Raw genomic sequence first — 21,757 nt, 5'->3', positions numbered from 1 at the left:
GCGGCTGCCCGGGCGCGCCTCTTTTTTTTGATGTTCTTTGGGTTGTAATTTAAATCCTCACGTATGTCGCCCCCCCGCGACATCATGAATACCGCAGTCGCGCTCTTCTCCTCGGAGGTTCCGGGTCACCCGGTCCTTCGAGATCGAGATTCACGGGTCCGACCGCACATTCGAAGGGGACCATGGTGTCAGATCGCAACCGCAGGAAGTTCCCGTGGGGAAAGGTGCTCATCTCGATTTCCGCGGCGGGAACCGCGGTCGGCGTTTATGTAGCCGACTGGAACGAAACACACATTTACAACCCGTCTTGGCCACCGCACGCGAAGTTCCACAACGCGCAGACCATGAGCATGGGCGTCGCGCTGGGGGCAGCGGTCCTCCACTACCTGTGGAAACCGAACCAGACACGCGCGTCGCTGGACGCGGCCGCCGTCATCGCGAGCATGTACGGCCTCACCCAGCTGTCCGTCGCGTGCTACCCGGGCATCTCCAGCGTCGACCCGCCCGGCAAGAACACCTGGCCGCAGCTCATGACCACCCTGCCCAGCCTCGGGTTCGTCCTCGCCGGCTACCTGCTGGAGCGCCGCCGCATCAACCACAACGGAGAGTACTGACATGATCATCGAAATCGCCCAGATCACCGTGAAGCCGGGCACCGAGAAAGAATTCGCGGAAGCGCACGTCACCAACAGCGAGGGGTTCGAGGCCACCGAGGGAGTGCTTTCGGTCCGCCTCACCCAGGGGGTCGAGACCCCGGCGAATTTCGTGCTGCTCGTGGAATGGACCGATCTCGCGGCCCACGAGCGTTACCGCGAAACCGAGCACTACGCCCGCTGGCGCAAGGCGATCAGCCCGTACCCCGCGGGGCCCGCTGCCGTCCAGCACACCCGCGTCGTCGCCTGACGGTGAGAGATGACCATGAACGATGGATTCGCAAACCGCGTCGCCGTCGTCACGGGCGGCGCTTCGGGGATCGGCCTCGCCGTCGCCAAGCAGATCGCGGCCGAGGGAGGCCAAGTCGCACTGCGGGATCTCGACGCCGGCAAGCTGGAGACCGCCCGGACCACAGTGGAGCCGCCTACGGCGCTTCGAAAGCCGGTGTCATCAGTTTGACGAAGACCCTCGGCAAGGAACTCGCCCCGTCCGGCGTGACCGTCAACACCATCACCCCCGGACCCACCGAGACGGCCATGGTGAACGACGTCCCGGCCGACGCGATCGAGAAGATGAAACGCATGGTGCCGATGGGACGCATCGCGGCCGCGCGGGAGATCGCCGACGTCAGCTGTTTCATGGTGAGCGAGTCGTGCGGTTTCACGACCGGCGCGGTGTTCGACGCCTCAGGAGGCCGGGCCAACTATTGAACCGGCAGCCGGCTGAGTCCCTCTCGTCACGACTTGCGGGGGATTCAGCCGGGCCAGGTGTTTCGGTGGTGGCCCGCAGCCGGCCGGTGACTGCCCGTCCCGCGAACAGCGACGAATGAAATAGGGTCCGGGTGAGCGACAGTCACCCGATGGTGCGGCGCCACGATCTCGGCTCGTCGAGTGCGTTCCGCATGCCGCGAGACAGGCGCCGAGGGCCAGGTCGGGGATGCTGACCCGCCCCTCGACGCCACTTCCATGGACTTATGGCGTTGCCTACCTTGCCCCTGCGCGGAAGCCGAGGCAGAGCACGCTGTCACTCCCTGACCAGCACTCCCCCGGTCCCTCTTCCGATGCTTACCGCGCCGACGAGACGAGGAACCCGGAACCGCACGTAGCGCCCGGTTCCAGCGGCCGCGTTGAGCCGCTCGGGTTCGGCACCATCGCCCCAGCGGCCGGTCGAGACGCGGGCTTCGAGCGCGTGCAACGCGGCGATCGTCTCCGCGGGCTGGAAGGCGCAGTGCCCGGTGGCCCGGACGAAGGCCTGCCGCAGCAGGTGCCCGGTCCCCGCCACGGCCACCCGCCGCGCGTACCAGTTCTCCTGCTCCACGGCCACCAGCTGGTCCGCGACGGTGTGGATGGCCAGTTCGGGCACCCGCAGGCGTCCGGTCGGCATGGACGTCCGGGTGAGCGTGGCCACGGCACCCGGGTCGGCCGTGATGTCCGCGTCACGGCTCAGCTTCGCCAGGTCGGCATCGAGGTTCAGCCCCGCTCGCCGGTAGAGCGCGCGGACCTGCTGCGCGTGGCTGCTGCTGCCGAGCAGCGCCCGGTAGTCGGTGCCACGGGTCGCGGCGCTGTTCCCGCCCGCGGCGAGCTCGATCTGGTAGCGGCCCGTCATGACGAAGCCGAGCACGAAACCGGCCAGCGTTTGTTCCTGCTGTGCCTCTTGGGTTTCGTAGTCCCGGGGCGCGGGTGGCGCGGCACCGGTGTACCAGGTGGGCACGTTCATGAGCGCGGCGGCGAGCGCGATCCGGGCCCGGCCGGCCGGGGTGGCCTGGGCGTCGCTCGTGACCTCCGACAGGGTCGCGGCCGCGGCGGCGGCCTCGTCCTGGCTGCCGTAGCGGACCAGCTTGATCGCCTGCTCGGGAGCGAGCAGGTGCGACAGCGCGTACTCGCCGTGGAGCTGGTAGTCGTTGAGGTTGAGCGCACCCGCGACCAGCCCGCAGGTCGTCAGCGCGCCGTCGATTCGGCGGTGGGGATCCTCGGCCTCCCGGGCACTGACCAGTCCGCCCATCGACGTCCCCCACGCGAGGGTGCGCTTCGCCGCGCCGATCTTCGCCTCGAGCGCGGCCAGCGCGCCGAACTGGTCACCGACCGCGGACTCCAGTGCCCACCACGACGGTCCCGAGTAGGAGGAGCCGACGAGAGCGTAGCCCTCGGCCAGGAGTGCCTCCGCGGTCGCCGCGTCCGGCGCGTCCTGCGCGGCGAGCGGTCCGAAACCGTGGCTGTAGAGGATGATCGTGCCGTTCCACGACTCCGGCACGTCCGCCACCCAGGTCGCGCCGTCGGGCAGCTGCCCGGTGTGGTGCCCGGCTTCGGTGGCGTCCGCGGCCGGCGCCAGGGCCACCGCCAGGAGCGTCGTGATCGTCAAGGAGACCAAACCGGAACGCCACTTCATCGCTCGACCCCCACCGCTCGCGCCTCAGCCGGATCAGCCAGGTCGACCCGGTGGCTTTCGCGCAGGACCAGCACGCACACCACCGTGACGAGGCAGCAGGCCGCGATCACCGCGGAGATCACGCCCGTGCCCGTCCCGGCCAGCGCCGCGAACACCACGGGCGCGATGCCGGCCCCGAGCCCGGCGATCTGGTAGCCGAGCGACGCGCCGGTGTAGCGGGTGCGGGTGGAGAACAGCTCCGTGTACAGGGCGGCCAGCGGTCCGTACATCGCCGGGTGCGCGACCGATTGGCCGAGCACGACCGCGAGGGTCAGCAGAACCGCCGAGCCGCTGTCGATCAGGGGGAAGAGCAGGAACCCGACGATGCCGGTGGCCACCGCCCCGGCGATGACGACGGGACGGCGGCCGACGCGGTCGGACAGCGCCGAGTAGCCGACGATGGCGAACACCGCGCCGACCGAGGACACCGTGATCGCGTTGAGCACCGTCTGGCGCGGGAACCCCGCGTGCACGGCGTAGGAAAGCACGTATGTGGTGAGCGTCCCTTGGGCGACGAAGGCGCCGAAGCCCACGCCGATCGCCAGCAGCAGGTTCTTCGGATGGCCGCGCAGCACCTCCAGCAGCGGGGTGCCTGCCCGCTTGGAGGTGGCGGCGAAGATCGGGGTCTCGTCCACCTTCAGCCGGACGAACAGGCCGATGGCCAGCAGGACGACGCTGAGCAGGAACGGCACGCGCCAGCCCCACGCGAGGAACTGTGCGTCGGTGGTCACCGCGCCCATGAGGGTGAGCAGCAGGGTGGAGACCACCATCCCGCTGGGCGCGCCGGCGTTGGTGAAGCTCGCCCAGAGCCCGCGGCGGGTGGTCGCGTGCTCGGCCGACATCAGCACCGCGCCGCCCCACTCGCCGCCGACGGCGATGCCCTGCAGCACCCGGAGCACGATCAGCAGCACCGGCGCCCACACGCCGATCTGCGCGTAGGTGGGTAGGACGCCGATCAGCGTGCTGGCGACGCCCATCATCGTCATCGTGATCACGAGCATCCGTTTGCGCCCCAGCAGGTCGCCGAAGTGCCCGAAGACGATCCCCCCGATCGGCCGCGCCAGGTAGCCGGTGGTGAAGGTGCCGAGGCTGGCGATCGTGCCGATCGCCGGATCCAGGTTCGAGAAGAAGACCTTGTTGAACACCACCGCCGAGGCGGTGGCGTAGAGCAGGAAGTCGTAGTACTCGATCACGCTGCCGAAGTAGCTGGAGAACACCGCGCGGCGCAGCTGCGCGCGCGACCGGAGGTTTTCTGCCATCGCGTGTCCTGCCTCGTCGCCGACCCGCGTGACCCGCGTCACGCCGCGACGAACGTTAAGCACTTATATTACCGCCGTCAACACTCTGCCCAACATCAAGGCGGGCTTATGCTCGCGGTGTGACCGACCTGGCCGTCCCCGTCGCCGCCGAAGAGCTCGGCGCCGACGCACCGCGTCCCCAGACGCTGCTGCTGACCTTCCTCGGCGGCCACGTCCTCGACCGCGGGATCCACGTCGCCACCGCGAGCGTGCTCGACGTGCTGGAGCGGGCCGGGATCTCCGAGCACGCCACCCGTTCCACGCTCAGCCGGATGGCGCGACGCGGGCTGTTGCACCGGGTGCGTCGCGGCCGGCACGTCTACGTCGGCCTGACCGAACGGTCGCGGGCGATCCTGCACGACGGCGAGCAGCGCATCTGGCGGGCCGGAGCGGTCAACCGGCAGTGGGACGGCACCTGGACGCTGCTCGGGTTCTCGATGCCCGAGTCGTGGCAGCGCCAGCGGCACGCCCTGCGCTCACGCCTGCTCTGGGCGGGTTTCGGCAGCCTGCAGGGCGGCCTGTGGATCGCGCCGGGAAAGATCGACACGGTCCCTTTGCTCGACGGTCTCGACGCCCAGGGCCACGTACGGGTGTTCCAGGCCCGCACGCTGCCGCCCACCGAGGTCACCGAGATCGTCCGGGAAGCCTGGGACATCGACCGGCTCGCCGAGCACTACCGGGCGTTCCTGGCCCGCTGGCAGGACCCGGAAACCCAGGCGCCGGACCGCCTCGCCCGCGACCTGCTCCTGGAGTCCGACTGGCTGCAGACGATTCGCGGCGACCCGCGCCTGCCCCGAGAGCACCTGCCAAGCGACTGGCCGGCCGAATCCGCGCAGGAGCTGTTCTACGCCCTCAGCACCGAGCTGAAGCCCACCGCTCGCGCCATCGCGGCCGGCATCCTCGACACGATCACCGACAAACAGGCCAGCGACCACTGACCCCGCCAAGCCTGGCCGAGGGACCGCCCTTGGGGCAGGAGCGCAAGGCTTCATCAGGACTGTCCCCTCGTCGCCCGTCCCTCCATCACCGGACATAGTCCTTAGTAGACACATTGGTCGTCTTGTTTGCTGCGTGCCGACATGAGTGGCGCTGCCCGGTGGCGAGCACCGCCCGGACGATCTTGCCGCCGGACCAGCGTGGGCTGCTTCCCCACACCCGCGCCGCGTCTGCCACGATCGGCAGACCGAGCCCGGTGCCCTGATCCGGGCCCGATGACGACGCGGTGGCACCAAGCCGCGCGCGAGTTCGCCGCGGTTGATCGAGAAGGCGCGGCTTCCGACAACCGCCTGCCCGGACCGTGGCATCGATTCCGGCGTCTCACTGAACGTGACTCTCACTGGCGCTTCCGGTGGATGGTGAACCGCCGGCAATGGTCAGCTTTTCTCATTTCTCTTCCGGGAAGCGGGCTGAAAGCAGGGCGGCCAGTCGCCGGGATGGGACCGCGGGAGAACGAACCACGGAAGGACGCTGTTGCCGAAACGGGTCACAGCGCCGATTCGATCGCCGGCCGAGGTGAGGACCACAAGCCCCTTCCCACGCCGGATGCCATCGCTGCCCGAGCGCAGACAAGTACGAATGCCGGTTGGCTCTTCGCCACAAGTGCCTCTTCAGCCGGCGAGGCGGGCGCAGGTGGTGAATCCGTCCGTTCCCGCTCGGCGGGATTCGCCGTTCCAGCGTGGCGTGAGCTCGTTTGAGTGCGTTGTTGACCGAGTCGTCAGGACGGCACGTTGGCGTGCCGGCAGGCCCGTGCTCGGTCAGCCGGCTCGGGCCGGCGGTCGGCGCAGGCCGTCGAGCACGGTCTCGAAGAGCGGTCGCAGATAACCGGGTGAGCCGTTGATCTTCGCGATGGCGACGATCAGGTCGAAGATCTGCTCGAGGGTGACGTCGGCGCGGACCTGTCCGGCTTTCTGGGCTGCCGTCAGCAGGGGGCGGCCCGCCTCGATCGCGCGGGCCCGGTGGCTGGTGATGTCGTCGCGGTCGGTGTGCTCCAGCAGTTCGGCGATGATCAGCCGCTTGTGCGGGATGAAGTCGAGCTGCAGGCGCAGCCAGGCGGTGAGGGCGGCCTCGGGGGTTTGTCCGGGCTCGATCCTGGCGGCGGCGCAGATCTGGTCGGCCTCGTCGGCGTAGAGCGCTTCCAGCAGTTCCTGGCGGCCGGAGAAGTTGCGGTAGAGGGTGGCCATGCCCACCTGGGCGCGGCGAGCGACCTCGGCCATCGAGATTTCGGCCGCGGGATCGGCGAACGCGGCCCGTGCCGCGTCGAGGATCTTGGCGCGATTGCGCTGCGCGGCCGCCCGCCGGTTGGGGAACGCCGTCTTACCCGTCTCCATCACTGTCTCCGCTCACCGTGCCGACGCCGCGACGCTGCCCGGCAGCCTGCACGCCGCCATGGTGGACAGCCTATCCGGTATCGGCCTACGATTGGTGGATAGCCTATCCGGCAACTCAGGGAGACAGCCGTGCCCCACCGAACACCCCCGTTACCCACCCCGGACGCAGGGCCGTCCGCGCCGGCGGACCCCTCGAACGGGGTGGCCAAACGCGGCGTCGCCCTCGCGGCCATCACCGCCATGGCCTGCGTGGCGCAGTTCATGGTGGTCCTGGATTCCAGCATCGTGAACGTGGCCCTGCCCTCCATGAAGTCGGGCCTGGGCCTGTCGACCAGCGCCCAGCAGTGGGTGGTCAACGGCTACCTGGTCACGTTCGGCGGCCTGCTGCTGTGCGCCTCGCGCGCCGGCGACCTGTTCGGCCGCCGGCGCGTCTTCCAGATCGGCTTGGCCGTCTTCTCGGTGGCGTCGCTGGCCGGTGGGCTGGCCCAGGACGGCTGGATGCTGCTGGCCGCGCGAGTCGTGCAGGGCGCGGGCGCGGCGGCGTTGGCGCCGTCCAGCCTGAGCCTGATCACCGCCAGCCACTCCGGCCCGTCCCGGCGCAGGCGGGCGATGACCTGGTGGGGCGTGGCCGCCTCCAGCGCCGGAGCCGCCGGCATCGTGGTCGGCGGTCTGCTGGCGTCGGTGAGCTGGCGCTGGGTGATGCTGGTCAACGTCCCCATCGGCGTCGGCCTGCTGATCGCGGGCCGGGTCTGCCTCGCGCCGGCGGAGACCGGTCACCGCCGCTCGAGCGTCGACGTGCCCGGCGCGATCGCGGTGACCCTGTCGGCCGCGGCGATCGTCTACGGGGTCTCGGCCGTACCGGACGGCGGCTGGGGAGCCCCGCGCGTGGTCGTCGCGCTCATCGCCGGCGTCGTATTGCTCGCGGCGTTCGTGGCCATCGAGCGCCGCAGCGCCGAACCGCTCATCCCCTTGGCGATCTTCTCCGGCGCCGCCGTGCGCATGGGCAACATCCTCACCCTGTGCCTGGGTGTCGTGCTCACCGCTCCGCTGTTCTTCCTGTCGCTCTACCTGCAGCAGGTCGAGGGACTCAGCGCGCTGCGCACCGGACTGTCCCTGCTGCCCATGGTCGCCGTCATCAGCGTGGGAGTGCTTCTCTCGCAGCGGCTGATCCCCGCCATCGGCGCGCGGCGCCTGCTGGTCGTCGGCGCCGTCGCCGCCGCCCTGGGGCTGGCCTGGCTGGGGCAGCTGCCCGTGCACCACGGCTACGTCACCCCGGTCCTGCTGCCCACCTTGGTGGTCGGCGCGGGAACCAGCCTCACGATGATGCCGGCGATCGTGGCGGCCACCGGCGGCGTCGACCCGCGCGACGCCGGCATCGCCTCCGGGCTGCTCAACATGTGCCGGCAGCTCGGGGCCGCGCTCGGCCTGGCCGCGCTGGTCACCGTCGCCGCCACCGTCACCGACCGCAGCGGCAGCGGCGGGAACGCGGCCGTCGTGGACGGCTACCGCATCGCCTTCGACGCCCTTGCCGTCGTCAGCCTGATCACCGCCGCCTTGGCGCTGCTGCTCAAGCCCGTCCGGGAAGAAGTCCGGTGATCGTCAACGCCCCCTGCGGAACGCTTGCGGGAGACGACCGCAAGGGGCACACCGCTCTTCCCCGATCCGGTCATCGACGGCAACGGAGCTTCAGCGGAGCCTGGAGCCGTTCGGCGGAGTGCTCCTGGACGGTGCGGCGCACGGCTCCCCCTCTCAGCGCGGCCACCACCAGTGCGTGGTACCCCGTTGCCCGGCCTGGTGGACGAGCAGTTCGCGCACCAGGAGGTCCTGCTTGCCCTCGACCGTCGATCGTCAGCCCTGCGCCGGTCTCGCCCCGAGAATGACACGTGACCCCGACGCGCCGGAGCAACGACCGGCCGAGCCGTCGGCCTCCTGAACCGGCAAGTCCCGTTGACATCAGGGAAAGGGCCGGCCGCGTACGTCCGGCTGACGCCCGGGGTTCAGCGCGTACCGGACCGCGTCGGCGCGGTTGCGGAACCCGGCCTTCGCGAACAGGTTGTTGATGTGCGTCTTCACCGTCGCCTCGGAGATCACCAGCCGGGCCGCGATCTCCGGGTTCCGCAGGCCCTCTCCGATCAAGCCGAGGATCTCGCGTTCCCGAGCGGTGAGACCGAAGTCGTCTCGCGGGCGCCGGGCCGAGCGCGTCGCCAGGGCCAGCAGGCGGCGCTGGACCTCCGGAGCCAGTACCGTCTGGCCCTGCGCCGCGGTGCGCACGGCGTTGAGGATCGTCGCCCGGTCGGCGTCCTTGGTCAGGTAACCGGTGGCGCCGGCCTGCAGCGCGGCCAGGATGGACTCGTCGTCGTCGAACGTGGTGAGCACCAGCACGGCGATGTCCGGCTCGGCCTCGCGGATGCGCCGGGTGGCCTCGACCCCGCCCAGCACGGGCATTGTGAGGTCCATCAGCACGACGTCCGGCCGGTGCTCCTCGACCGCCCGCACCGCCGCCTCGCCGTCGGCCACGCCCGCCACCACGCTCACGTCGGCGGCGAGATCGAGCATCACCACGAGCGCCTCCCGTACGGTGGCTTGGTCGTCGGCCACGACCAGGGTGATCGGTGCGGGAGTCATCGCGGTAGCTCCAATTCCACGGTCCAGCCTTCGCCGTCCGGTCCGGCTTCGAGAGTTCCTCCGAGCAGCGCGGCGCGTTCGCGCATGCCCACGAGCCCCAGCCCGGTGCCCCCGGCGAGGTCGGTGCGCTCCCCGGTGGCAGGTCCATTGTGCACAGTCAGCCGCAAACCGTCCTTGCGGTACGCAAGCCCGAGGGACACAGTCGCGCCCGGGGCGTGCTTCGCCACGTTCGTCACAGCTTCCTGCGCGGTCCGCAGCACGGTGTGCGCCGCCTCGGTGCCGACGTCCCGGGCCCGGCCCGAAATCGTCACGTCCTCGGTCAGCGCACGCAAGGATTCGGTCAGCGGCAACGCCCCCTGCCGCAGGGCGTGCACCGCGCGCCGCGTCTCGGCCATGCTGTCGACGGCCAGCGCGCGGGCCTTGCGCACAGCCGCGTCCGCTTGGTCGCCGCGGCCGCTTTCCCGCAGAGCCTCGGCCATGTCCAGCTGCAGCGCGATCCCGGACAGCGAGTGCCCGAGCACGTCGTGGATCTCCCGCGCGATGCGGCCACGCTCGGCGAGCCCGAGCGCCACGCCGCGGTCCCGTTGCGCGACGCCGATGTACACCGGCAGCGCGACGGTCAGCGCCAGCCACCACGGCCACGGAGCGGCGGCCGGGGCCAGCGCTCCGGTCACGGCCGCGAGGATCGTCGCGACCACGGCGCCGGCCGCCGCGATCGCGACCGCGATCCGGCGGGAGGCCAGTCGGCCGCCCGCCGCACCGGCCGCGAGGTAAGCGAAGAACGGCCCGCTCGTCGTGTGCTCGGTCAGCGGCAGCAGCACCGCGCCCGACAGCATCGCGATCGACAAGAGCGTTACGTGCCAGCCGATGGCGAGCCGCCGCAACGGGAACAGGGTGATGATCGCGGACGCACAGGCCACGGCGAACACCGGCAGTGCGACGCCGGGCGCCAGCACGACGTGCCACCACGCGATGGTCCCGCCGATCGCGAACAGCATCAGGAACGGCCGGAGCAACTGGTCGCGGAAGGTGTCCGGCGGCATGGCCAGGGTCTGCTCGTCAGCGACGCGCACGGGCCCGGGCTTCCGTTCCGGCGCCGCTGCGTTCATCGCTGCCTCCGCTTTCGATTCCGTCAGGGAAAACCTACCGGCAACGCGCCCGTCAGGAGTGAGAGCGCCGGTGTAGTCCGGGTGGAGAGGCATCTCCACCCGCGCTCGAACCGCGGGTGCAAGACCCGGCGCCGCGCGGTCCGTAGGTTTCCGGACACCACCAGAAAACCTTTCCAGCAAGGAGAAACCGAATGTGGAGAGCTGTCGAAGCGTCGGCCGCGCGCACCCTGATCGGCACGCTGGCCCTGGACGTGGGGATGCCGGTGGCCGCGTACTTCGTCGCCGGCCTGGCCGGCGCGAGCACCTACCAGGCGCTCCTGATCGGTACGGTCGCCGCCGGCCTGCGGGTGCTGTGGGTCGTGGCCCGGCAGCGGCGGATCGAGCCGTTCGCGGTGTTCCTGCTCCTGTTGTTCGGCGCGAGCCTGGTGCTGGCGTTCGTCGGTGGCGACGCGCGGCTGCTGCTCGCCAAGGACGCCGCGACGTCCCTGCTCGCGGGACTGGTCATGGCCGGCAGCTGCCTGGTCCGCCGGCCGTTCGCCTACTACGCGGCGGAGCGGATGGCCCGGTCCTCCGGGCGGACCGAGCAGTTCCGGGCCGCGGCGGACGCGCCGGGTGGACAGGCGCACTGGTATCGGATCTCCCTGGTCTGGGGCAGCGCGCTGCTGGCGGACTCGCTGGTGCGCGTGGCCGCGATCTACCTGCTGCCGGTGGACATCGCCGCCGGTCTTTCGCAGGTTCTGATGGTCGCGGTGTACGTCGGGCTCGTGCCGTGGACGCTGCTCGCCACGTCTTCGCGGAAGAAGTCCGTGGCGATGGTGGTGCGGTCGTGAAGGTGCTGGTCGACCTCAACCGCTGCCAGAGCTACGGCCAGTGCGTGTTCGCCGCCCCCGGCGTGTTCCGGTTCCGCGGCGAGGAGTCACTGGAGTACGACCACGTGCCGGACGTCGCCGCCGCCCGCGAGGTGCGCCGTGCGGCACTCGCGTGCCCCGTCGGGGCGGTCACCATCGGGGAGGACCGGTGAAGCGGATCGTCGTGGCCGGTGCCTCGCTCGCCGGGCTGCGCGCGGCGGAATCGCTGCGCGGCAACGGGTTCACCGGAGAGCTGGTGATCATCGGCGCCGAACCGCACGAACCCTACGACCGGCCGCCACTGTCGAAGGCGGTGCTCGCCGGCCGGCTGGGCACCGACCACCTGCAGCTCCCCGTCGCCCGGGGACTGGACGCCGACTGGCGGCTCGGCTGCCCGGCGACCGGGCTCGACCTGACCGCCCGCGAGGTGCTGGCCGGCGCCGACCGGATCGGATTCGACGGCCTGGTCATCGCCACCGGCGCCGGTGCCCGCCCCGGCCCGCCGGGCACGCACGTCGTCCGCACGCGCGACGACGCCGACCGGGTGCGGCGAGCCCTCGCCGCCGGGCCGAGCCGGGTGCTGGTCGTCGGCGCCGGGTTCACCGGTTCGGAAGTGGCGTCGAGCTGCGTCGAGCTCGGGCTGCCGGTCACGGTCGTGCACCGCGGCGCCACGCCGATGGGTAGCGTGCTCGGCGACACCGTCGGGGCAGCTCTCGGAACCCGGCAACGGGCCCACGGTGTCGACTTGCGGACTCGGACGACCTTGTCCGGGCTCGACGGCGACCTCGCGACGCTCTCCGACGGCACCCGCCTGAATGCCGAGGCGGTGGTCATGGCGACCGGTTCCGTGCCGCACACCGCTTGGCTGCTCGGCAGCGGGGTGTCCGCCGGCCCGTCCGGAGTGGACTGCGATGCCGCGTGCCGGGTGTTCGACACCGGCGGTGCCGTCATCCCCGGGGTGTACACCGCGGGCGATGTCGCGCGGTGGCGGCACCCGCGGTTCGCGGCTCCGCCACGACGCTTCGAGCACTGGGGCAACGCGCTCGACCAGGCGGACGTCGCCGCTCACAACCTGTGCGGTGGTCCCCGGCGAGAGGTCACCGCGCTGCCCGCGTTCTGGTCCGACCAGTTCGGGCTCAACATCAAGGCGATCGGCCTGCCCCAGCTCGCCGACGACGTCGTGCTCGCCCAAGGCTCCTTCGAACGCCGTTCGTTCGTCGCCGTGTACGGCCGCGGCGGGATCACCGTCGGCGCCGTGGCGGTCGATTCGCCACGGGTGTTGGACGGCTACGCGGCCATGATCGCCGAACGTGCCCCGTTCCCGCCCGCCATCGGCGCCACCGACTCGCCCGAACTCGTCACCGTCCCCGGAGGAGTGGCATGACCCCCTACCCCGCAGCCGTTCCCTACGGCCGCCTGCTCGACCCCGCGCACCGGTCCGACCCGTACCCGCAGTTCGCCGAACTGGCGCGCGAGCCCGTGCACCGGATCGACGACCACGTCTGGGCCGTCGGCGGCCACGCCGAGATCAGCCGGCTGCTGCGCGATCCGCGGCTGTCCGCGCAGGAACCCGCGGAATTCGGCCCGGACACGCCGCTGGGCTCGGACGGCCAGCCGTTCCGCGGCCCGTTCCTGCGGCAGGACCCACCACACCACGACACCCTGCGCGGGCAGACGATGCACCAGTTCGTGCCGCGAATCCTCGGCCTGCGGCCGAAGATCGAGGACCTGGTCACCGAACTGGTCGACGGTCTCGACGGCGCCAGCGAGCTCGACGTGGTGTCCGCGCTCGCTTACCCGCTGCCCGTCGCGGTGATCTGCGAACTGCTGGGGGTACCGCGGTCGGAGGAGCCGGTGTTCCACGGCTTCGCCGCGCGCCTGACCCGCGCGCTCGACCCACCGGAGTCCTTCACCTCCGAAGAGCTCGCCGACGTCGCGAAGACGCGCGAGGACTGGCGCGCCTACCTGACGCCGATGATCGTGCAGCGCCTCACCGAACCCGGCGACGACCTGATTTCCGGCCTGCTCACCGACGGCGACCCGGCCGAGCGCATGACCATGGTCGAACTGGCGACCACCCTGGGCCTGCTGCTCATCGCCGGTCACGAGACCACGGTGAACCTGATCGCCAACGGCACGCTTGCCCTGCTGCGCACCCCGGACGTCCTCGCTCGCCTGCGCGCCGACCCCGACCTCGCGCCCGCCGTCGTCGAGGAGGTCCTGCGCTACGACCCACCGGTGCAGCTGACCAGCCGCCTCACCACGGCCGACGTGCGCATCGGCGACACGAACGTGCCCGAGGGCGACCGGGTGCTCCTGCTGCTGGCCGCCGGGAACCGCGATCCGCGGCGGTTCGCAGACCCGGACCGGTTCTGGCCGGAACGCCCGGACAACCGGCACCTCGCGTTCGGCAGCGGCGTCCACTACTGCCTGGGTGCCGCGCTGGCCCGCATGGAGGGCCAGGCCGCGCTCACCGCGATCGCGACGCGACTGGCGGCCCCGCGGCTGGTCGCGGATCCTCCGCCGTACCGGCCGAACACGATCCTGCGCGGCCCGGCCGAGCTGCGCGTGGCGGTCGGCGCGTCGGCGCAGCGGTTCACCACGGCGTGACCCTGCCAAGGTGTGCAACCATATGCCCAGAACGCTCACCGGCAAAGCTGTGGCGAGTCAATGGGATCGACCTGAAGACTGGCGCGATTCAAAGAGCGTGCCCCCCGCGAAAGGTTGTGCATTGTCCACCGAGTTGCTCGTCAAGCGGTTCACGATCTCGGCCACGCCTGCTTGGGTTGCCGCGTACCTTCGCAACCCGGTGCACTATGTCAACCTGAACCCTTTCGTGACCGAAGTCAGGGATGTTCACCGTCTGGACGAGTCTGCCACGTTCACCGCTGTCGAACGAATCAAGGTCTTGGGTTCGATCCGTCGAAACAACTTGTTGCGCATCGAAGTTTCTTCCGATGCCGATAAGTGTGTAGCATACGATGTCACCGCCAAGGGTGGAATATCAGTACGTATTGAAACCGAAATCGCGGAGGTTGACGGCGGCACTCAAATTCGGGATTCGATTGAACTGACCGTTCCTGTGCTGGTGCGAAAATTTGCGGTGCGGCAGGCGCGGGCCGCTCAGGAATTCCGTGCCAATGCATTGATGGAGCTGGCTTCGGAACTCGGATGATGATCTTGGTTGTGGCTGATCGTTTGTCGTTGCGGTTGCTGTCCCCCATGACCACGCACGGCACCGGCCGGTTTCCCGTTCGAGGGTCATGAGCGCTGCCCCGTTCCTCGGGCTCGACCGCCAGATCGATCGTTGCCCCTGACCGTTGCGAAGGCTACCAGCACGACTGGATCGTGACCGCACAGCACGTCGAAGCCGACGGCGTTCCGCTGGAGCCGATTTGCCCGCTACGCGGGGACGGCCACGGTGCCGAGGACTCGCGTCACCGCTTCGGCGAGCGGCGTGCCGGATGCCGAGTGCCAGGCGACGATGACGTCCGGACGCAGCAGCAGAGCGCCGTCGGCGGGCAGGCAGACCTCGGCGAGCCACCCGGGGTGCGACACCGTGGCCAGGCGCAACCCGAGACGATCTGCTTCGGCGATCCAGCGTCCGTTGTCCGGGCCGGTGAGCAAGGTCGGACCGGGCCCGGCGAAGTCCACAGTGGACGTTTCCTCGTCGAGCCAGGCGTGGGGTACGCGCGTGCCGGGGCGGCCCGCCGGGGCGTAGTGGTCCACGGGCGCGGGATCGCGGCCGTCGGGTACGAACGCGCCGTCGGTGTACTGGGTGCCGAACATCGTCGCCAGGAGGTCGTCGTGCCGGCTGTCGGGCCTGGTGTAGGCGGCCAGCATGTCGCCGACGTGCCCGCGGACGGTGCTGGAGGCCTCGGCGATGGCGTAGCCGGCCGGGCGGCGTTCGGCCTCGTAGGTGTCGAGGAGGGCGGGCGCCGCCTGCCCGGCCACGACGGCGGCGAGCTTCCAGGCGAGATTGGCCGCGTCGGCGATGGCGGTGTTGGCTCCGGCCGCGGCCATCGGCGGCATCATGTGCGCGGCGTCGCCCGTCAGGAAGACGCGGCCGTCGCGGAACCGGTCGGCCACGCGCATCGCCGACTCCCAGGGCGACCGGCTGAGCAGTTCGACGTCGAGATCGGGCACGCCGATCACGATGCGCAGCAGGTCGTGCCAGTCACCGTCGCCGAGCGTGTGCGCCTCGGGGAAGTCGGCCGTCGAGAACAGCCACCGGTCCGTGCCGTTGACCGAGAGGAAGGCGCCCGAGGCCACCGGGTTGTCGATCTCGCACAGGTTGAACGGCTTGTCCCGCACCAGCTCGGTGAGATCGGCGCGGAAGTAGAGGTCGAGGTTGTCGGCGAGGTGGCCGTGCCCGCTGCGCGGTATGCCCAGGGCAGTGCGGACGGGGCTGCGTGCGCCGTCGGCGGCGATCAGGTAGTCCGCGGTCAGCTCGTAGGGTGCGCCGTCCGTGGGCTTCAGCAGCGCGGTCACCCCCTCGTCGTCCTGGGCGAAGGACACCAGTTCGGTGCCCAGCCGCACGGACACGCCCCGTTCCCGGGCGGCCCGGCGCAGGATCGGTTCCAGTACGACCTGCGGGCACAGGACGTTCGGACCCGGGCTCAGCTCGGGAATCCTCGCTTGCTGCTGCCGCCGTTGCCGCATGGTGCCGCCCAGTTCACGGACCTGGGCCGCGGCCAGCGTCGGACCGGCCAGCACCTCGGTGAACGACGCCAACGGCGCACTCGCCTCGGCGACCTCGGCCGCGAGGCCGAGCAGGCGGAACACCTCGGTGCTGCGCGGATTGAACCGGCGCGCCTTCGGCTGCGGCGACACACCGGTGTGCTTCTCGACCAGCACCGGATGCACCCCTTCCCGGCGCAGCAGCAGGGCGGCGGTCAGTCCGGCGATGCCGCCACCGCTGATCAGGACCGGAACGTGAGTGGTCATGGGGACTCCTCGAAGTAAAAGTGGCACGGTGCAACTGAGTACACCGTACAACTAGTGATATTGTCAATCCATGACTACCGGGATGGGCAGGCGGGAGCGCAAGAAGGCGGCTACCCACCAGGCGCTGGCCGACGCGGCCCTGCGGCTGTTCCTCGAACGCGGCTACGACAACGTGGGCGTCCGCGAGATCGCCGACGCCGCCGACGTGTCCACCACGACCTTGCAGAAACACTTCCCCAGTAAGGAATCCCTCGTCTTCGACCGGGACGCCGACATCGAGGAGGCCTTGATCGCCGCTGTGCGCGACCGCGCGTCGGGCACTTCAGTGCTCGCCGCGCTGCGGGACCACACGCTGGCCCGCGTCGAGCGCGGCGCCGCCGACGACGGGGCGTCGGAATTCGCGACCCTCGTGCGTAGCACGCCGGCGCTCGGCGAGTACTGGCGCCGAATGTGGATGCGGCACGAGGACGCGCTCAGCCGCGTCCTCGCCGCCGAAACCGGCGCACCCGAAACCGATCCGGGATGCGCCGCACTGGCCCACTTCGCGCTGGAAACCTCGGCACTCGCGATCCGCGCCGAAGATCCGGCCTGCACCGTCGAAGTCGCGTTCGCCATCCTCGAACACGGCTGGGGCGCCGCACCACGCTGAGCTGCTTCTCAGGTGACCCCACCGCCCCGTCCGCCCGCACCACGAAGCTCGCCCGAGCAGGTGACTGCGGTGCCGGCGAAGAACCAGCGCGCAGGCCGGGTCACTCCCTGCGCGGGCGCGACCGCCCGACTGTGTCCACCCCACTCACCGGGGACGAGGTCACCTCCCGCCCGATGAGTTCCGCATCCGGCGGACCCGGTTCCTCTGCGGCCACGACGTCGGCCTTCGCAGATGGCCGCGGCCGCGTAGAGCTACTCAACTCGCGGCGGTCTGGGAGCGGCATCGGCCCGGACCGCATCATAGTGTGGTCTGGTGGTGACGCTACGGGGAGGAGCGCGGGTTGAGCAGCGGTTTTGCGGTCACGCTCGAGGCATTGCGAACGGCGTCCGGTGCACCTCGTCGCGCGTCGAACGCAGTCGCCCAAGTGGATCTGGGCGACGCCCTGGCCCAAGTCGGTCCTGGCTTACCAGGGGGTGTCTCGGGCGAGGCCGCGCGACTGCCGGCCGACAAGTGGGGGCGGGCCGTTCCCGGCTGGGTTCACAACACGACCGGCTACGCCGATCAGCTGGCTGCCCGTTCGCCTCTACCAGGCTGATGACGCAGCGGCGGCCCAAGATCTGCGAGCCGCGGCCCGGCACGGCGGACGGATCCCCGCGTCGATCCGGGCGATCAAGGTCTCCAGCTCTGCGGCATCGATGGCCAAGATCGACGAACTCACCGAAGACGCCTGGGCCGCCCTGACCCGCGCTCGAGAGTCGGGTGATCGTCGCGGCACCGAACGCTTCGGCGCTCTCGTCGGACCTGCTGCCGCAAGGGGATGCGACGCATCCAGCCGGTCGCACTCGCGAGTCCTATGACGACGCGCGCTTGCCCATGCGCAGGATCAAGGCGACCGCGTCCTTCGAGTGGGCTGTCGGCGTCAGCACCTCCTGCAAGAGCAGGCCGCGTATCGCGGCAACGGTGACGGTGGCCAAAGTCAGCGCTTCCTCGGTGTCGAGACCTTCGCGTTCCGCGAGCGAGGCCAGCATCTTGGTCAGGTCGTCGAGCGAGTCGATGAACTCGCGGAAGTCCTCGGGGCGGTACGCGGCGAGCCCTACGACGTGGAAGAAGCCGCGGACCCGCGACAGCTGCTCCGGGCGCGTGTAGGTCCGCCAGATCGCCAGGACGAGGTCCTCGAAGGTGCCTTGCCGGGCGGCCTCGAGCAGTACCTCGTTGTCCCGGGACCGCTGCGCCTTGAGCATGGCCGCCAAGACGCCCGGAAGCGAACCGAAGTGGTATCGCAGGAGGGCGTGGCTGGTCTCGGCCCTGGCGGCGATCTCACGGAGCGACACCTCCGGCGCGGGAAGGGCCTCGCCGAAGGCGTCGAGAAGCCGGGCCAGGAGACGCTCGCGTGCGTCGCCGTTGCGTTCCGTGCTTGACAGGCTCACTCCGACAGTTTATCCATTGGAAAAGAGAGACGCCAGTGGAGGGACCGACTCGTGAAACGGTGTCAAGTGGTCGGCGCGACGGTCGTCGACGGATCGGGGCGCGACCCGGTCGACGTCGACGTCAGCGTCGAAGACGGGTGCATCACCCAGGTCGGTGCCCCCGGCGCCCACGTCGAGCGACTCGATGCCGAGGGCCTGACGATGACGCCCGGCCTGATCGACGCGCACGTCCACTTGGGCCTGTCGAGCCCGATCCAGCCGCAGTTCTCGTTCCGGATCAGCGCCGCCGAACTCGCGGCGGACATCTTCGCCGCGGCCGGCGCGACGCTCGACGCCGGCTTCACCACCGTCCGGGACACCGGCGGGGTCGACGGCGGCCTCGTCACCACCATCGCGAAGGGCAAGGTTAGGGGGCCACGCGTCCTGTCGTGCGGACCGGTCCAGTGCCAGATCGGTGGCCACGGCTACTACGGAGCCGAGTGGGAACCCACCGAGCTGTGGAGCAGTCACCACCTCCCCGGCCTGTGCGCCCTGTCCACGATGTCCGGCAACGCCGACGAGCTGCGGCACAACGTGCGCGAGGCCTTCCGCCGCGGAGCCTCCTTCCTGAAGCTCTGCGTGACCGGCGGGGTGGTCGGCGCGCACGACCGGCTGACCGACACCCAGTTCACCGTCGAGGAAATCGCCGTCGCCGTCGAAGAAGCCGCGGCGCGGGGCACCTACGTGACGGTGCACGCCCACAACAACGACGGCATCCGCAACGCGGTCGAGGCCGGGGTGCGCTGCGTCGAGCACGGCACCGATCTCGACGAATCCACGGCCACCCTGATGGCCACTCACGACGTCGCCCTCGTGCCCACGTTCGCCGTCGTCGAGCAGCTGCTGCACGACACCGCCGGCGCCGGCCTCGACGCATCGACCCGCGATCGGGTGCTGGGTGTCCGCGAGCGGATGACCGAGGCGCTCGCCGTCGCCAAGGAGGCCGGCGTGCGGATCGGGCTGGGTTCCGACCTCATCGGCCCGGCTCAGGACCGCCGCGGCGAAGAGCTCAGGCTGCGCGCGAAGCTCGAAACACCCATGGACGCCCTAGTGGCGGCCACCAAGACCAACGCCGAGATCCTCGGCCTGTCCGGCCAGGTCGGGGTCATCGCTCCCGGCGCGCAGGCCGACCTCGTGTTGTGGAACGGCAACCCGGTCGAAGACCCGGAGCTGTTCGCCGATCCCGCCAACGCCGTCCTCGTTCTGAAGGCCGGCCGAATTGTGAAGGACCTCCGATGAGCACCATGTGGCAGGGCTGCCTCGCCGACACCGACTACTTCGAGCTGCGTTCCGGTGGAGGGCACGACTACGGCGTCTGGGTCACCACGCCACCGGGCTACGACCCCGCCACGACGCAGGCGCCCGCCGTGTACGTGCTCGACGGCAACTGGGCCGTGGGCATGACGGCACCGCTCATCGTCACCCAGAAAGACCCCATGCAGCAGCTCCGGCCCTACATCCAGGTCAGCGTCGGCTACGCGGGCGAGCATGCCCAGCACTGGGCACGGCTGCGCAACCGAGACCTCGTGCCGCCCGGCGAGCCCATCGCCCCGGAGTTCGTCGACGCCGTGGAGACGGGAATCCGAACGGGTGCGATGACCCGTGAGGAAGCCGACGCCTACCTCGCCGAATTGAAGGAAACCCACGCCGACGAGTTCCTGGGCTTCCTCACCGAGGAACTGCACCCGCGGATCGAACGCGACTACGGCACCGCCGCGAGCGGTCACGGCCTCTTCGGCTACTCCTACGGCGGACTGTTCAGCCTCTACACCTGGCTCACCGGCAGCACGCTCTTCGAGAGCATCGGGGCGGGCAGCCCCGGTGTCGTCGGTGAAGACAGCCAGGTTTTCGCGATGCTCGAGAAAAGGGGTGACAGCCTGCCTGCCGCCAAGCTCCACCTGACCGTCAACGACCGAGAGCTCCTCGGAGACCTGGCCGTCTACCAGAACCTCGCGAAGAACGCGGCCACCGTCCTGCACCGCCTGACCGCCCGCGGCGCGGCTGTCACCAGCGCGGTCCTGCGCGAAACGCACGTGACCGGCCTGCAGGCCTCGTTCCTCAGCTACCTCAGGACCTGCCGTGCCCGGTGAGCGCCCGAGTGCCGATGTGGTCGTGATCGGGGCCGGGGTGATCGGTTCGTCGATCGCCCTCGAGCTGGCGCGGGCGGGGCACCGCGTTGTCGTGCTCGATCGGGCCGCCGGGGCCGGACAGGGGTCCACCTCGGCCTCGAGTGCGATCGTCCGGTTCACCTTCTCCACCACCGCCGGGGTGGCGACGGCGTGGGAGGCGCACTTCGGCTGGCTCGACTGGGCCGGCCACCTCGGACACGACGTCGGCGACCTCGCGGTGTTCCGCAAGAGCGGGCTGGTCATGCTGGACGTCGAGGCGGCTCCGCGCGCGTCATGGCTTCCGTTGTTCGACGAGATCGGTGTCCCCTACGAGGAATGGGACAGCGCGACCCTGGCCGAGCGCGTTCCGGGTATCGACACCGGCCGCTATTGGCCGCCGAAGCGACTCGACGACGAGGAATTCTGGGAGGACGCGAAAACCTCGCTCGGTGGCGTGTACACCCCGGATGCCGGGTACGTCTCGGACCCGGGCCTCGCCGCCGTGAACCTCGCCGCCGCGGCTTCGGCGTGCGGGGCGGAGTTCCGCTTCCGCAGCACGGTGACAGCGGTGGAGAAGGCCGGCGGGCGCGTGCGGTCGGTGCGGCTGTCGGACGGCACCCGGATTCCCTGCGCCGTCGTGGTCAACGCGGCCGGCCCGTGGTCGGGCGCGGTGAACCGGTTGGCCGGCGTGGGATCCGGCTTCACGGTCGGGGTGCGCCCGATGAGGCAGGAAGTGGCGCACGTGCCCGTCCGGGAGGGCTACGGCGGGCCGGTGGTGGCGGACATGGATCTGGGCACGTACTTCCGCGGTGAAGTCGGCGGGGACCTGCTCGTCGGCGGAACGGAACCGGAGTGCGATCCGCTGCAGTGGACCGACGACCCGGACACCGTCGACGTCCACCCGACGGCCGCGGTCTTCGAGGCGCAGGTGACGCGGGCCGCGCGGCGGTTGCCCGACCTGGCGGTTCCGAACCGGGCGCGCGGCGTCGTGGGCGTGTACGACGTCGCCGACGATTGGACGCCGATCTACGACCGCACCGAGCTCGAGGGCTTCTACGTCGCGATCGGAACGAGCGGCAACCAGTTCAAGAACGCACCGGTCGTGGGGCAGCTGATGACGGAGCTGATCAACCGGGTGGAGAACGGCGCCGACCACGACGCGGTGCCCGTCCGGTTCCGGGCCCCGCGGACCGGCCTGGAGATCGACCTGGGTGCGTTCTCCCGCAAACGCGACCGAAACACCGCGAACTCGGGCACGGTGCTGGGTTGAGCCGGACCTCGGACAGCCGTCGACCGCCCATG

Annotated in this window: 22 protein-coding genes; 15 read left to right on the top strand and 7 right to left on the bottom strand. The window is 70.5% G+C overall.

The features are described 5' to 3' along the window. The first annotated feature begins 182 nt into the window (after positions 1-182). From ACGFMK_RS21340 to ACGFMK_RS21325, 4 genes are read left to right on the top strand one after another with little or no spacing between them, the layout of a single operon-like run. Complete coding sequence (locus ACGFMK_RS21340; protein ID WP_392765689.1) at positions 183-614, top strand: DUF6640 family protein; 432 nt, start codon at positions 183-185, stop codon at positions 612-614. 1 nt (position 615) lies between these two features. Continuing rightward, on the top strand, positions 616-903 hold the full coding sequence (locus tag ACGFMK_RS21335) for a putative quinol monooxygenase (RefSeq protein WP_392765687.1): 288 nt from the start codon (positions 616-618) through the stop codon (positions 901-903). A 15-nt stretch (positions 904-918) separates the two neighbouring features. Beyond that, positions 919-1,113, top strand: coding sequence for an SDR family NAD(P)-dependent oxidoreductase (locus ACGFMK_RS21330; protein ID WP_392765684.1), 195 nt, complete (start codon positions 919-921; stop codon positions 1,111-1,113). Next, complete coding sequence (locus ACGFMK_RS21325; protein WP_392765681.1) at positions 1,110-1,364, top strand: SDR family oxidoreductase; 255 nt, start codon at positions 1,110-1,112, stop codon at positions 1,362-1,364. The genes ACGFMK_RS21330 and ACGFMK_RS21325 overlap by 4 nt, the downstream gene beginning before the upstream one ends. Before the next feature lie 313 nt (positions 1,365-1,677). Here ACGFMK_RS21325 and ACGFMK_RS21320 read toward each other — a convergent pair whose 3' ends face one another. Then, entirely contained in the window at positions 1,678-3,039 is a 1,362-nt protein-coding gene (locus tag ACGFMK_RS21320) for an alpha/beta hydrolase (RefSeq protein WP_392765679.1), read from the bottom strand. Continuing rightward, positions 3,036-4,337, bottom strand: a complete 1,302-nt coding sequence (locus ACGFMK_RS21315) for an MFS transporter (protein ID WP_392765676.1) — start codon at positions 4,335-4,337, stop codon at positions 3,036-3,038. Before ACGFMK_RS21315 ends, ACGFMK_RS21320 begins: the two co-directional genes overlap by 4 nt. A gap of 119 nt (positions 4,338-4,456) precedes the next feature. Between ACGFMK_RS21315 and ACGFMK_RS21310 the strand changes: the two genes are divergently transcribed. Next, positions 4,457-5,314 carry a PaaX family transcriptional regulator C-terminal domain-containing protein gene (locus ACGFMK_RS21310; protein WP_392765673.1) on the top strand — a complete coding sequence of 286 codons (858 nt, stop codon included), beginning with the start codon at positions 4,457-4,459 and terminating at the stop codon, positions 5,312-5,314. A gap of 816 nt (positions 5,315-6,130) precedes the next feature. Here ACGFMK_RS21310 and ACGFMK_RS21305 read toward each other — a convergent pair. After that, positions 6,131-6,703, bottom strand: a complete 573-nt coding sequence (locus tag ACGFMK_RS21305; protein WP_392765671.1) for a TetR/AcrR family transcriptional regulator — start codon at positions 6,701-6,703, stop codon at positions 6,131-6,133. Positions 6,704-6,904: 201 nt separating this feature from the next. Between ACGFMK_RS21305 and ACGFMK_RS21300 the strand changes: the two genes are divergently transcribed. After that, the gene (locus ACGFMK_RS21300) at positions 6,905-8,299 is read left to right on the top strand and encodes an MFS transporter (protein ID WP_392765669.1); all 1,395 of its coding nucleotides are present in this window, start codon (positions 6,905-6,907) and stop codon (positions 8,297-8,299) included. Positions 8,300-8,656: 357 nt separating this feature from the next. Here the strand turns inward: ACGFMK_RS21300 and ACGFMK_RS21295 are convergent, their stop codons facing one another. Beyond that, on the bottom strand, positions 8,657-9,328 hold the full coding sequence (locus ACGFMK_RS21295; RefSeq protein WP_392765667.1) for a response regulator: 672 nt from the start codon (positions 9,326-9,328) through the stop codon (positions 8,657-8,659). Next, positions 9,325-10,437 carry a sensor histidine kinase gene (locus tag ACGFMK_RS21290; RefSeq protein WP_392765664.1) on the bottom strand — a complete coding sequence of 371 codons (1,113 nt, stop codon included), beginning with the start codon at positions 10,435-10,437 and terminating at the stop codon, positions 9,325-9,327. Before ACGFMK_RS21290 ends, ACGFMK_RS21295 begins: the two co-directional genes overlap by 4 nt. Positions 10,438-10,628: 191 nt before the next feature. On the opposite strand from ACGFMK_RS21290, the gene ACGFMK_RS21285 reads away from it, so the two are divergent. The 5 genes from ACGFMK_RS21285 to ACGFMK_RS21265 are packed head-to-tail and all read left to right on the top strand — an operon-like array spanning position 10,629 to position 14,460. After that, positions 10,629-11,267 (top strand): VC0807 family protein, encoded by a 639-nt coding sequence (locus ACGFMK_RS21285; RefSeq protein ID WP_392765662.1) that lies wholly within the window; start codon positions 10,629-10,631, stop codon positions 11,265-11,267. Continuing rightward, positions 11,264-11,458, top strand: coding sequence for a ferredoxin (locus ACGFMK_RS21280; RefSeq protein WP_392765659.1), 195 nt, complete (start codon positions 11,264-11,266; stop codon positions 11,456-11,458). Before ACGFMK_RS21285 ends, ACGFMK_RS21280 begins: the two co-directional genes overlap by 4 nt. Beyond that, complete coding sequence (locus ACGFMK_RS21275) at positions 11,455-12,669, top strand: NAD(P)/FAD-dependent oxidoreductase (protein ID WP_392765657.1); 1,215 nt, start codon at positions 11,455-11,457, stop codon at positions 12,667-12,669. Before ACGFMK_RS21280 ends, ACGFMK_RS21275 begins: the two co-directional genes overlap by 4 nt. Further along, complete coding sequence (locus tag ACGFMK_RS21270) at positions 12,666-13,895, top strand: cytochrome P450 (RefSeq protein ID WP_392765655.1); 1,230 nt, start codon at positions 12,666-12,668, stop codon at positions 13,893-13,895. The genes ACGFMK_RS21275 and ACGFMK_RS21270 overlap by 4 nt, the downstream gene beginning before the upstream one ends. A 22-nt stretch (positions 13,896-13,917) precedes the next feature. Then, entirely contained in the window at positions 13,918-14,460 is a 543-nt protein-coding gene (locus ACGFMK_RS21265) for an SRPBCC family protein (RefSeq protein ID WP_392765653.1), read from the top strand. A 227-nt stretch (positions 14,461-14,687) separates the two neighbouring features. On the opposite strand, the gene ACGFMK_RS21260 is transcribed toward ACGFMK_RS21265, so the two are convergent. Beyond that, a complete protein-coding gene (locus ACGFMK_RS21260) occupies positions 14,688-16,232 on the bottom strand; it encodes an FAD-dependent monooxygenase (protein ID WP_392765651.1) in 1,545 nt (514 codons plus the stop codon). A 70-nt stretch (positions 16,233-16,302) separates the two neighbouring features. Here ACGFMK_RS21260 and ACGFMK_RS21255 point away from each other — a divergent pair, with 70 nt between their 5' ends. Then, positions 16,303-16,881: a TetR/AcrR family transcriptional regulator gene (locus ACGFMK_RS21255; protein WP_392765648.1), complete on the top strand. Its 579-nt coding sequence runs from the start codon at positions 16,303-16,305 to the stop codon at positions 16,879-16,881. Between the two features lie 851 nt (positions 16,882-17,732). Here ACGFMK_RS21255 and ACGFMK_RS21250 read toward each other — a convergent pair. Then, positions 17,733-18,308 carry a TetR/AcrR family transcriptional regulator gene (locus ACGFMK_RS21250; RefSeq protein WP_392765646.1) on the bottom strand — a complete coding sequence of 192 codons (576 nt, stop codon included), beginning with the start codon at positions 18,306-18,308 and terminating at the stop codon, positions 17,733-17,735. 51 nt (positions 18,309-18,359) lie between these two features. On the opposite strand from ACGFMK_RS21250, the gene ACGFMK_RS21245 reads away from it, so the two are divergent. From ACGFMK_RS21245 to ACGFMK_RS21235, 3 genes are read left to right on the top strand one after another with little or no spacing between them, the layout of a single operon-like run. Continuing rightward, positions 18,360-19,586 carry an amidohydrolase family protein gene (locus tag ACGFMK_RS21245; protein WP_392765644.1) on the top strand — a complete coding sequence of 409 codons (1,227 nt, stop codon included), beginning with the start codon at positions 18,360-18,362 and terminating at the stop codon, positions 19,584-19,586. Then, positions 19,583-20,437: an alpha/beta hydrolase gene (locus ACGFMK_RS21240; protein ID WP_392765642.1), complete on the top strand. Its 855-nt coding sequence runs from the start codon at positions 19,583-19,585 to the stop codon at positions 20,435-20,437. The genes ACGFMK_RS21245 and ACGFMK_RS21240 overlap by 4 nt, the downstream gene beginning before the upstream one ends. Beyond that, a complete protein-coding gene (locus ACGFMK_RS21235; RefSeq protein WP_392765639.1) occupies positions 20,427-21,725 on the top strand; it encodes an NAD(P)/FAD-dependent oxidoreductase in 1,299 nt (432 codons plus the stop codon). The genes ACGFMK_RS21240 and ACGFMK_RS21235 overlap by 11 nt, the downstream gene beginning before the upstream one ends. The last annotated feature ends 32 nt before the right edge of the window (positions 21,726-21,757 follow it).

It is taken from the genome of Amycolatopsis sp. NPDC049252 (assembly GCF_043197175.1).
Classification (GTDB): Bacteria; Actinomycetota; Actinomycetes; order Mycobacteriales; family Pseudonocardiaceae; genus Amycolatopsis.
The sequence above is the reverse complement of the archived record's forward strand: the minus strand, read 5'-3'. Positions and strand labels throughout refer to the sequence as shown.